Origin of the sequence: uncultured Salinisphaera sp. (assembly GCF_964012375.1) — a bacterium.
Lineage (GTDB): Bacteria > Pseudomonadota > Gammaproteobacteria > Nevskiales > Salinisphaeraceae > Salinisphaera.
The window spans coordinates 1-11210 of record NZ_CAXGSH010000112.1 but is presented as its reverse complement, the minus strand read 5'-3'; the positions used below and the strand labels follow the sequence as shown (position 1 = coordinate 11210).

Here is an 11210-nt window from a genome sequence, read left to right as displayed (position 1 = left end):
CGCCGACTCGCATGCCGAGCTGCCGGTCGACGAACGCGACCGGACCGGTCTGGCTGAAGACATGGCCCCCTACGGGGCGCTCATCAAACACGGGCTGGATTCGCTGATGATGGCGCATGTGCGCTACCCCGCGGTGGACGCGCTGCCGGCGAGCCTTTCGCCCCGCTGGATCGGGAATATTTTGCGCGGCGAGTACGGTTTCGACGGCTGTGTGTTCTGCGACGATCTGAGCATGGGCGGTGCCGCCGTCATTGGCGGCTTTGCCGAACGCGCGCGCCAGGCCCAGGATGCCGGCTGCGATTATCTGCCCATTTGCAACGATCGCGCCGCCACCCTCGAACTGCTCGACGTAGTCCGTATCGACGACGACGCGGCAGCCGGGCGCCGCCAGGCTCTGCACGCGCGATGCGCCGACCGGCCCGAGGCCGGGGCAGGCGCGCCGCTCGCCGACGATCCCCGTTGGCAGGCGGCGGTCGCACTCAACGCCGAGCTGACCGCAGCCGGAAACGACGGGCGCTAGGCGATGCCGGATTGGGGATGGCTACAGACGCTGGTCAGCGAATATCAGCGCCTGCACGAACAATGGGGCGTGGCGCTGGACGTCTGCACCATTTTGCTGGCCACCGCGCTCGCCGATCTGTTCACGCGCTGGTTGTCGAGCTGCCTGCGGCGACGCGTCGAAACGAGTCCCAACATCTGGGACGACGCGATCTACTACAGCGTCAAGGGCCCGGTCCAGGGGCTGATCTGGGTTATCGGCGTATCGGCGGCGATCGGCGTGTCGCGCCCCGAAGAGGCGCCGGGCTGGCTCGAATACGTGCCGGAAGTACGCGGCGTGATTCTGGTGCTTCTATTCACCTGGTTCGTGTTCCGTATGATCCGCTCGGTGGGCTCGAACGCGCTCGCCCGCGCGGCCGGCCGCGACAACGCCATCGACGTCACCACCGCGGACGCCATCGGCAAGCTGCTGCGTATCGCGGCACTCATCACTGCCGGTCTGCTCATCATGCAGGTCTTCGGGGTATCGCCGTCGGCGCTGCTGGCATTCTCTGGCATCGGCGGCATTGCGGTCGGTTTTGCTGCCCGCGACGTGCTGGCCAATATCTTCGGCGGGCTCACAATCTATCTGAACCGGCCGTTTTCGGTCGGTGACTGGATACGCTCGCCGGATCGGGATATTGAAGGCGTGGTCGAAGCGATCGGTTGGCGGGCCACGACGCTGCGCCGCTTCGATATGCGCCCGCTGTATGTGCCCAACGCGGTGTTCTCGAACGTCTCGCTCGAAAACCCCTCGCGCATGAGTCATCGGCGCATCATGGAAACCGTGGCGGTGCGCTACGACGACGCCGCTGCGATTCCGGATATCGTCACTGCCGTGCGCAAGATGCTGGACGAGGATGAGGCCATCGACAGCGACCAGGTCATTCTCACCTACCTGGATAGCCTCGGCGATTGCGCGCTCAATCTGCTCGTTTATTGCTATACGCATACCACCGACTGGGCCGAGTATCTGGCCGTCAAGCAGAGCGTGCTGCAGCGCGTACAGGACATCGTGCGCGATCACGACGCGGCGATTGCCTACCCGACCACGACCATGCACGTGCCGGACGCCGTACACTTTGCGCGCGCAGACGAGCGCGAAGACAGCGATCGGGAAGAAGAGATCGATACCGAGAAGGTACAATCCGAGCGCGACCGAGCGATCACGCGTGAAAAGACGCGTGGCCATACCTCCACCCAGGGCCCGGATAGCCCGACCGAAGAAGGCGAAGCATGAGCGGTTTTGATTCCGAACGTTACGACGAGGCCCGCGCGGTACGCGCGAACGCCGACTGTTTGATCGACGCGGCCGAGCTCGACGCCTGCTACGACCGCATGGCCGAGCAGATCACCGCCCAGCTAGCGGACAAGGCCCCGATCATGATGTGTGTGATGTTCGGCGGCATGCACCCGACCGCCGAAATCACCAAGCGGCTGGATTTCGCCTTCGAGCTGGATTATCTGCACGCCACCCGCTATCGCGGCGAAACCAGCGGCGGCGAGCTGGTCTGGAAGGTCAGCCCCGGGCTGCGTCTGGACGGCCGCCATGTGTGCATCATCGACGACATCCTCGATGAAGGGCACACCTTGGAAGCCATCATCAACGCAATCGAAGCCCAGGGCGCGGCCTCGGTGACCACGGCCATGCTGCTGCGCAAGAACCACGACCGCTGCACGCCCGGCGTGCATGCCGATATCGTAGGCGCCGAGATCGAGGATCGCTACGTCTTCGGTGCCGGCATGGACTACAAGGGTTATTTCCGCCAGCTGCCGGCAGTCTACGCCGTCGACGGTGACACCCATCCCAAGCACGGCGGCTGAAGTACGCGGCCGTCGCAAGACGTGCCGCCTGTGTTCCTATCGGATGAGTCGCATATGAGCGAAACCGACACCGCGCCCATCGGCATCATCGGCGGCACCGCGCTGGCCGATCTGGCCGCGCTGGAGGATGCGGAAACACATACCGACATCGACACGCCCTGGGGCACGCCCTCCGGGCCGCTGGTACGCGGCCATCTCGCCGGCCGCTCGGTGTGCTTCGTCATGCGCCACGGTCCGGGCCACAAGCTGGCCCCGCACCGCATCAACTACCGCGCCAATATTCAGGCGCTGGCCGATGCCGGTTGCAAGCAGGTGATCGCCATCGCCGCGGTCGGCGGCATCACCGAGGCCATGCGGGCCGGCCGGATCGTCATTCCCGATCAGATCATCGATTACAGCTGGGGTAGGGCGCACAGCTTCTACGACGCCCCCGAAGGCGGGTTGCTCGATCATATCGACTTCACCGAGCCCTACGACGCCGCGTTGTCGAAAGCGCTTGTCGGCGCTGCCACCGAACTCGATCTGGACCCGGCCGCAGGCGGCGTACACGGCGTCACCCAGGGCCCGCGTCTGGAAACGGCCGCCGAAATCGACCGCATGGCCCGCGACGGCTGCGACATCGTCGGCATGACCGGCATGCCTGAAGCCGCGCTCGCCCGCGAAGCCGGCCTGGACTATGCCTGCTGCGCGGTCGTGGTCAACAAGGCCGCCGGCCGTAGCGGCGGCACGGCTATTCATGCCGAAATCGAAGCCACGCTGGCCCAGGGTATGGCTGATATCGAGCGGCTGTTGGTCGCGGTGCTCCCGAAACTGAACTAAAGACTTCGATGCTACGCCGCGGCCTAGCGATTCTGGCACCGAGCGGGGCTGCCTGGCGTACTCAGCCGTCAGATTTCGCGATGAGACCGGTACGGATCGCTAGAACACATTGGGCAGCATTCCCAGTGCGGAAATAGCCGTGATGACGGCCGGGGTTTTGAAGATCGCTTTTTGGGCGTTCTGGCTGCGAAGCAGGTGCTGGGCGCGCGCGGCGTAGGCAACGAACGCGCTGCCGACGACCAAAAGCACCAATACGGTCGTCGATACCCGCAACAGACGCCAGGTCGTCTGTGTTACCTGATCGAGTGAAATGACAACCGGGACCACGAAACGAGATGTCGAGTAGCGACACGCCGGTATGTCGCCTGGGCGCGTAGAGTACGTTGCGAAAATTCTCGGTTCGGGGTTCGTGTCTTGATGGCCAGGGCTCTGTCGCGCTTGGCATCCTGAGACGCGCGGTGTTTGGCTATAATCTAGGGCGTCGGCATGGCGGTATTTTCACATCGGTCGATCACGCAGGACGATTTTTTGCCGCGGGGGCTAAGCGTAACAGCACGATTGCCGTGCCGGCCGTGGCCGTGGCGATTACGAAAGCCGTCTCGTTACCGCCACCCAGTGACAGCATGACCAGCCCCGCGATCGGTGCAGTCAGGCCGAAGGCCATGTCCTGAAAGGCGCTGAAAAGGCCGATGACCATGCCTTTACCGGCACCGTTGACACGCGCTAGGGCCTCGACTCCGAGGGCGGGAAAGCCGAGCGCGACGCCGGCGCCGGTAAGCGTCGCGCCAGCGATTGCGATCGCAGCTACCGGCGCGGACCAGATTAGCGTCTGGCCGAGCGCGGCGGTAGCGATCGATGCATACGCGACCCGGCGCCCGCCGATTTGATCAGGGAGGTGGCCGAAGGCAATGCGCACACCGATGACCGCGCAACCAAAGCCGGCGAACCCCCAGCCTGCATGGCGCCACCCCTGGTGCTCGAAATATAGAGCGTAGAAAGCGGCGATCGCGCCATAGCTGGCCATCAGGAACGTCAAAGCCAGGCCCAACGGCCAGATGCAACGTAGCAAAGCACCTATCGGATAAGAGCGCCGTGTAGCCGCAGCTGTGCCCGGCATTGGCAATGCACAAAGCAGCGCGACCAGTGGCAAAGCGGCGGAGACGGCGCCGAGCGTGATAAAGCCGACCACGGGCGCGGAAAACAAGTTGTACACCCCAAGGCCGGTGGGCGTGCCCGCGGCTAGTGCCGCATACATGGCGATCCCGTTCCAGGACATGACCTGACCCGAATGCGCTTCGCCGACGCGGCCGATGCCCCACGTGATCGCGCCCGTGAGAATCAGGCTTTCGCCCAAGCCGAGCGTCGCGCGGCCGAGCAGCAAGACAGCGATCCCAAGCGGCAGTAATGTCGACAGCATGTAAAGACCGCCGGCGGCAATGCAGATGAGCAGGCCGACGATCGTGGCTGCGCGCGGGCCGCGCGCATCGGCAAACCGGCCCGCGTAGGGTCTTGTGATCACTGTAGCGATCGACTGTAGCCCAATCAGGATGCCCACCATCAGTGGCCCGCTTTCCAGGGTGTGGGAGGCGTACAGCGGTAATACGGCCAGTGGCAGGCTGACCGTCATGAAGCCGAGAAAAATGATCAGGTTGAGTGGTAGCAGCCGCACCGTTACTGAGTGGCTGCCGCTGCTGTCACCGATGGTCGTACACGTTGATTGTGTCATGACGGCTGGCGCGAGCGCAGGGGGCCAGCGTCGATTGCCCGTCGCGACCGTTGCAAAGTCCAGTTGAGTCGTAATCGGGAATTCATTGCAACGCGTGCTCATTGGGTTGGTGGTCAACAATCGAAGCGATTGCCTTGTGATCCACACTACGGCGTTGCAGCTAATCGTAGAAACGAATTATTTTTGTCTCTGTGATCGATATTCGCGATAACAATGTTCGACAGTGACCTGTTAGAAAACTTCTTGCATATCATCGACCATGGCGGTTTTACCGCGGCGGCGAAATCAACGTATGCGACCCAGTCCACGGTCAGCGCGAAGCTCGCGCGGCTCGAGGCACAGGCCGGGCATCGGTTGATGGCGCGCAACCGACGGGGCGTGATCGCGCTGACCCGCGAAGGCCGGGAAATCGAGTCGCTCGCTCGTGAAACCCTGCGACTGCATGCACTCGCGCGCCGCCGGTTGGACGAGCAACCCCTATCCGGCACCGTCAAGCTGGGTATGTCGGACGATATCGCCAGCGCCGGTAACTATCCGCGCGTACTGGCCGAGTTTCGTCGCGAGCAGCCGGCTGTGCAGCTGGAAGTGATTGTCGGCGCAGGCCCCGCGCTTCAGCGTGACCTCGAGCAAGGGGAAATCGATCATCTACTGTGCAAGGTCAGCGGCGAGTTGCCGGCCGGTGCGGTGGAACTCTGGCGCGAAGATTTATGCTGGTTCGGTAGGCTCGATGCATCGACGAGCGACGCCGACGCCTTGGAACTGGTGACCTTCACCCCGCCATGCGCCTATCGCACGCGCGCGATCAGCGTTCTGACACAGCAGGGTATGCGTTGGCGCGGCGTATACGTCACGCCGTCGCTGAATGGCGTACTCGCCGCCGTGGAGGCCGGACTGGGGATCAGTCTGTTGCCGAAATCGCTCGCATCCGATGCGATGACCCGGATACCGCCGGGGCGTTTGCCGGCGGCCGGACGTATCGCCTTTGCGGTGCTGTCGCGTTCGGATATCGCCGACCGGGCGAACACGGTTTTCAGGGCGATGCTGGAACAGCTGCTACCACCGGCGGTGCAGTAGCAGAGTACAAACGCCAGATCGCGCCGTTGCGGTTTTGGCCTATTTAGCTAGAACGACTCTCGGCCGCGCAGCTCGCTGAACGGCGTCATGACGCGATTTTGAAACGCCGGCCGCTGGCACAGGTTTGCGTACCACTCGGCGGCGCGGGCGGGCAGTGCGGTATCGAGGCCCATTTTCTGGTAACGGTACAAAGTGGTGCCAGCGGGGATATCGGCCAGTGAGAAACGATCGCCGGCGAGATAGCGCCGCTGTTCGAGCTCGGCATCGATAAGACGGTAGTGGCGTTCGCAAGCACGGCGTGCCCGCTGGATTTCTTCGGTATCGCGTTTGTGTTCGGGCATGCGATAAAAGCGCCAGAACAGACGCATGAAGTCCGGTTGCAGGGTGGTCAAACCTGCGTTGTGTTCGTTAAGAGGCGCTGCTGTTGCCTAGAAACTTGACCATCAACAATTCATCGTAGAAGCGGTTCGCCACCTGCAGTGCTGCGGGTTCCGTACCGTACGTCACGAAGCCGGCACGGGCGTAAAGCGCGCAGGCGCCTTGGTTTTCGCGAACTACCCACAGCGTCACTTGGCTTACACCGCTCAAGCGGCCGGCAAACTGCAGCGCTTGGTTGAGCAGGTTGCGCCCCACGTGGGCACCGCGGCGTGCAGACGCTACGTACATGCCCCAGACGAAGGCCTTGTGGCGCATTTTTTCGAAACGGTTCTGTTGTATACCGACAACACCGACCAGTTGGTCGTCGTCGAAGGCACCGATGACACAACCGTCTTCGCCGGGCATTAGCTGTTGGGCGAAATCTTGGTCGGATAGGGCCAATTCTTCGGCGAAACTGGACCCAAAGGCGGTCGGACATTCCTGCAAGCCGGCCAGTCTGAGTGCGCGATATGCCGTCGTGTCGTCGGTGGTGAGTCGTCTATACATCGGCCGTTGCCACCGGTTGCGCGCTGGTAGTACTTAGCCCCTTCGGGCGCTAGCGCTTGTCGACTGCCGCTTCTGCCTCATTTGAGGTCGGCGCGCCCAGCTTTTCCAGCAGGGTCTGGATATGTTCGACTCGGGTTTCGACGTCGGGCATGTCGCGGAAGAACACCAGGCGTGCGTCGCCTTCGAGGCGGTAGCGTTTGGCGTCGGATTGTACGAGTGCGATCAGGCGGGCCGGGTCGATACGGCTGTTGCGGGCGAAGTTGAGGCGCCCGACATCCGGGCCGGCTTCGATCTTGGCGATGGCCAGCGGGCTGGCCATGAGCTTGAGCGCGGTGGCGGCGAACAGGGTTTCGGTGGCTTCGGGCAGCAGGCCGAAACGGTCGATGAGCTCGACCTTGAGTGCGCGTAGGGCGGCATCGTCCTTGGCCGAGCTGATGCGTTTGTAGAGCACCAGCCGGATATGCACGTCCGGGATGTATTCCTCGGGCAGCAGGGCGGTCGCGCCCAGCTCGACTTCGGTGGCCGACATGAGTTCGTCGGCGTCGGCCTCGGGCACTTCACCGCGCTTGAAGGCACCCACGGCCCGATCAAGCATCTGCCGATAGAGATCGAAGCCGATTTCCTGAATCTGGCCGGACTGGCCTTCGCCGAGCAGCTCGCCGGCGCCGCGGATTTCCAGGTCGTGGGTAGCCAAGGCAAAGCCGGCACCCAGATCGCCGAGCGAGGCGAGCGCGTCGAGGCGTTTTTCGGCGTCCGGCGTCATCGACTCGCGCGGCGGCGTGAGCAGATAGGCATAGGCGCGATGATGCGAACGGCCGACACGGCCGCGCAGCTGATGCAGCTGGGCGAGGCCGAAGGTATCGGCGCGGTCGATGATGATGGTGTTCGCACTCGGTACGTCGATGCCGGATTCCACGATCGTGGTGCAGAGCAGGATATCGAAGCGCCGGTGATAGAAGTCGAGCATGGCGGCTTCGAGCTCGCGCTCGTGCATCTGCCCGTGAGCCACGCGAATACGCGCCTCCGGCAGGATGGCGGCGAGATCGCGCGCGACGCGCTCGATATCCTTGACCTTGTTGTGCAGGTAATAGACCTGGCCGCCGCGGCGCATCTCGCGGCGTACGGCTTCCTGAATGAGCGCGGTGTCCTGGCGCGATACGAAGGTCTGAATCGCCAGGCGCGATTCCGGCGGCGTGGCAATGATCGACAGATCGCGCAGGCCGGACAGGCTCATATTGAGCGTGCGCGGAATCGGCGTGGCGGTAAGCGTGAGCAGGTCAACCTGGGCACGCAGGCTCTTGATGCGCTCCTTGTGGCGCACGCCGAAGCGGTGTTCTTCGTCGACGATGAGCACGCCGAGCTTCTTGAAGCGGATATCCTTTTGCAGCAGCCGATGGGTGCCGATAACGATATCCAGTTTGCCGGCGGCCATTTCCTCGAGCAGTTCGTCGCGCTGCTTGCCGGTACGTAGCCGCGACAGAGCGGCGACCTTGACCGGCCAGTCGGCAAAGCGATCGGCAAAGTTCTGGTAATGCTGCTGGGCGAGCAGGGTGGTCGGCACCAGCACACAGACCTGGTACCCGGCCGATATCGCGGCGAATGCCGCACGTAGGGCCACTTCGGTCTTGCCGAAACCCACATCGCCGCAGACCACGCGATCCATCGGCGTGCTCTTGGCCAGATCGGCCAGCACTTCGTCGATGGCGCGCTGCTGGTCCGGTGTCTCCTCGAAGGCGAAGCCGGCGGCGAAACGGGCATAGTCTTCGGCGTCGGGCACCATCGACACGCCTTCGCGCGCAGCGCGGCGGGCCTGGATTTCCAGCAGTTCGGCGGCCACGTCGCGGGCGCGCTTGGCGGCTTTCTTGCGCGCCTTGGCCCAGCGGTCGTTGCCCAGGCGATGCAGCGGCGCGGTTTCTGCATCCGCGCCGGTAAAGCGGTGCACCAGATGCAACGAGGCGACCGGCACATAAAGCAGGTCGCCGCCGGCATATTCGATGGTGACGAATTCGTTCTCTACGCCGCCGGCCGAGAGCTTTTGCAGGCCCTTGTAGCGGCCCACACCGTTGTCCTGGTGCACCACGGGCGCGCCGGGGGCGAGATCGGTGAGCTCGCGAATCGCCGTTTCCGGGTCGCGGGTTACCCGGCGGCGTTTCTTCGCCGGCGGGCGACTGCCGGTGAGCTGGCTTTCGGAAATGACGGCAATGCCGTCGCCGGTCAGAATCGCGCCCGTTTCCAGCGGCGCGCTGGTGACCGCGATGTGCTTGTTGTGGTCGATGAAATCGGACCAGCCCTCGGCACGGGCCGGGGCCAGGCCCAGCGAGGTGAGCCAGTCGCGCATGGCCTCGCGGCGGCCGGCAGAATCGCCGGTAATGAGAATACGGCCGTCGAAGTCGTCGAAGAAGGCACGCAGCGCGCGCCCGGTGGCGGCGATATCCGCGCCGGACAGCGGCGGGACCGGCGCGACGTCGAACACCGCTGCAGCCGAAACCGCATCGTCGACGATACGGGCAGCGGTGAGCCCATCCAGGCCGCTGCGCAGACGTTCGGGCGTAATAAAGGCTTCGTCCGGCGCCAGCAGCGGGCGTTCCGGGTCTACGCTGCGTTGTTCGTGGCGGGACTCGATCGAGCGCCAGGCCGTGGCCAGGGCTTCATCCACGTCGCCGAGTTCCACGATCGCGGTGTCGTCGGGCAGATAGTCGAACAGGGCCGCGGTGTCGTCGAAGAACAGGCTCAGATACGACTCGATACCGCCCGGCGGAATACCGCGCGAGACATCGCGATAGATCACGCTCGCGCCCGGGTCGCCCTCGAAGCGCTGGCGATAACGCGAGCGAAATGCCTTGATGGCGTCGTCGTCGAGCGGGAATTCGCGGGCCGGCAGCAGCCGGATCGAATCCAGCTTGTCGGTGGAGCGCTGGGAGTCGGCATCGAAGGCGCGGATGGTGTCGATTTCGTCGTCGAACAGGTCCAACCGATAGGGCGTGTTCGAGCCCATCGGGTAGAGATCCATCACCGCACCGCGAATCGCGTATTCGCCGTGGGTGCGCACCTCGGAAACGGCCGCATAGCCGGCGGCTTCCAGGCGTTCGCGCAGGGCATGAAAATCGAGCGTATCGCCGACTTGGAAAACCATCGCGCGCGCATCCACGAAGGTGGTCGGCGGCAACGGCTGGACCAGCGTATCCGCGGCGATAATGAGGATACCGCGCCCCATGCCCGGCAGGCTGTGCAGCAATGCAAGCCGCTCGGAAATGATATCCGCATGCGGCGAGAAGACGTCGTAGGGCAGGGTTTCCCAGTCCGGGAAATGGCGCACCGCGAGATTGGCGTCGGAAAAGAAGCGCAGCTCTTCTTCCAGCCGATAGGCCCGGTGTTCGTCGGCCACCACGGCCACGGTGAGCCCGTCGCGGGCCTGCGCGGCCTGGGCGAGCGCGATCGACGTGGCACAGCCGTGCAGGTCCTGCCAGGCATCGTGCGCACCCGCGCGCAGCGCCGGCGGCGCCAGGGCTCGGTTGGTTGCGTTGTTTTCGGTTACGACAGCCATGAGAGGCGGCGGATTATTGCATAGTCGAGGCGGGCCGCGGTTATCGCACGGCAAATGTCAAAACGGTCTGGCTATCAGTCCCGATAACGCCGGGTGATATCGTCGAAGGCATCGATACGGCGGTCGCGAAGGAACGGCCAGATACGCCGGACCGACTCGGTGCGATGCAGGTCGATATCGGCGACCAGCAATTCGCCGCTTTCGCCGGCTTCGGCCAGGGTTTCTCCCTGCGGGCCGAACACGAAGCTGTGCCCCCAGAAGCGGATTTCGGTGGCGTTGTCGCCTTCGATGCCCACACGGTTGGAGGTCACAACCGCCAGGCCGTTGGCGATGGCATGACCGCGTTGTACGCCCTGCCAGGCATGGAGCTGGCGCTGCTGTTCGGCGCCGTCATCGGTGGCGTCGTCCCAGCCGATCGCCGACGGATACACCAGCAGCTCGGCCCCGGCCAGGGCCATGAGGCGGGCGGCTTCCGGGTACCACTGGTCCCAGCAAACGAGCACGCCCAGCCGGCCGATCGAGGTGTCGATCGGCGTGAAGCCGAGATCGCCGGGGGTGAAATAATATTTTTCGTAGTATTCCGGGTCGTCCGGGATATGCATCTTGCGATAGCGCCCGGCGAGCGTTCCGTCGGCGTCCAGCACCACCGCGGTGTTGTGATACAGCCCCGCCGCACGCCGTTCGAACAGCGATGCCACCACCACCACGCCCGCATCGCGCGCGGCCGCCGCCAGGCGTTCGGTGGACGGGCCGGGGATGGGC

The 11210-nt window shown here is 64.2% G+C and carries 11 protein-coding genes; 5 read left to right on the top strand and 6 right to left on the bottom strand.

Annotated elements, in window-relative coordinates; all coding sequences use genetic code 11:
* The 4 genes from ABNU97_RS15665 to ABNU97_RS15650 all read left to right on the top strand — a co-directional run.
* The coding region (locus tag ABNU97_RS15665) for a glycoside hydrolase family 3 N-terminal domain-containing protein (protein ID WP_348767611.1) at positions 1 to 520 on the top strand (520 nt) is incomplete at its 5' end.
* A 3-nt stretch (positions 521 to 523) separates the two neighbouring features.
* On the top strand, positions 524 to 1777 hold the full coding sequence (locus tag ABNU97_RS15660; protein ID WP_348767610.1) for a mechanosensitive ion channel family protein: 1254 nt from the start codon (positions 524 to 526) through the stop codon (positions 1775 to 1777).
* The gene (locus ABNU97_RS15655) at positions 1774 to 2361 is read left to right on the top strand and encodes a hypoxanthine-guanine phosphoribosyltransferase (RefSeq protein WP_348767609.1); all 588 of its coding nucleotides are present in this window, start codon (positions 1774 to 1776) and stop codon (positions 2359 to 2361) included. Before ABNU97_RS15660 ends, ABNU97_RS15655 begins: the two co-directional genes overlap by 4 nt.
* Positions 2362 to 2415: 54 nt before the next feature.
* A complete protein-coding gene (locus ABNU97_RS15650; RefSeq protein WP_348767608.1) occupies positions 2416 to 3180 on the top strand; it encodes an S-methyl-5'-thioinosine phosphorylase in 765 nt (254 codons plus the stop codon).
* A 99-nt stretch (positions 3181 to 3279) separates the two neighbouring features.
* On the opposite strand, the gene ABNU97_RS15645 is transcribed toward ABNU97_RS15650, so the two are convergent.
* Together ABNU97_RS15645 and ABNU97_RS15640 are read right to left on the bottom strand one after the other, a co-directional pair.
* Complete coding sequence (locus ABNU97_RS15645; RefSeq protein ID WP_348767607.1) at positions 3280 to 3507, bottom strand: hypothetical protein; 228 nt, start codon at positions 3505 to 3507, stop codon at positions 3280 to 3282.
* Between the two features lie 184 nt (positions 3508 to 3691).
* Positions 3692 to 5023, bottom strand: coding sequence for an MFS transporter (locus ABNU97_RS15640; protein ID WP_348767606.1), 1332 nt, complete (start codon positions 5021 to 5023; stop codon positions 3692 to 3694).
* A gap of 96 nt (positions 5024 to 5119) precedes the next feature.
* Between ABNU97_RS15640 and ABNU97_RS15635 the strand changes: the two genes are divergently transcribed.
* Positions 5120 to 5980 carry a LysR family transcriptional regulator gene (locus ABNU97_RS15635; RefSeq protein ID WP_348767605.1) on the top strand — a complete coding sequence of 287 codons (861 nt, stop codon included), beginning with the start codon at positions 5120 to 5122 and terminating at the stop codon, positions 5978 to 5980.
* 47 nt (positions 5981 to 6027) lie between these two features.
* Here ABNU97_RS15635 and ABNU97_RS15630 read toward each other — a convergent pair whose 3' ends face one another.
* From ABNU97_RS15630 to ABNU97_RS15615, 4 genes are all read right to left on the bottom strand, one after another.
* Complete coding sequence (locus ABNU97_RS15630; RefSeq protein ID WP_348767604.1) at positions 6028 to 6372, bottom strand: glutathione binding-like protein; 345 nt, start codon at positions 6370 to 6372, stop codon at positions 6028 to 6030.
* Positions 6373 to 6388: 16 nt separating this feature from the next.
* Positions 6389 to 6904, bottom strand: a complete 516-nt coding sequence (locus tag ABNU97_RS15625) for a GNAT family N-acetyltransferase (RefSeq protein ID WP_348767603.1) — start codon at positions 6902 to 6904, stop codon at positions 6389 to 6391.
* 49 nt (positions 6905 to 6953) lie between these two features.
* A complete protein-coding gene (mfd, locus tag ABNU97_RS15620) occupies positions 6954 to 10448 on the bottom strand; it encodes a transcription-repair coupling factor (RefSeq protein WP_348767602.1) in 3495 nt (1164 codons plus the stop codon).
* A gap of 74 nt (positions 10449 to 10522) precedes the next feature.
* On the bottom strand, positions 10523 to 11210 hold a 688-nt coding region (locus tag ABNU97_RS15615), incomplete at its 5' end, for a carbon-nitrogen hydrolase (protein WP_348767601.1).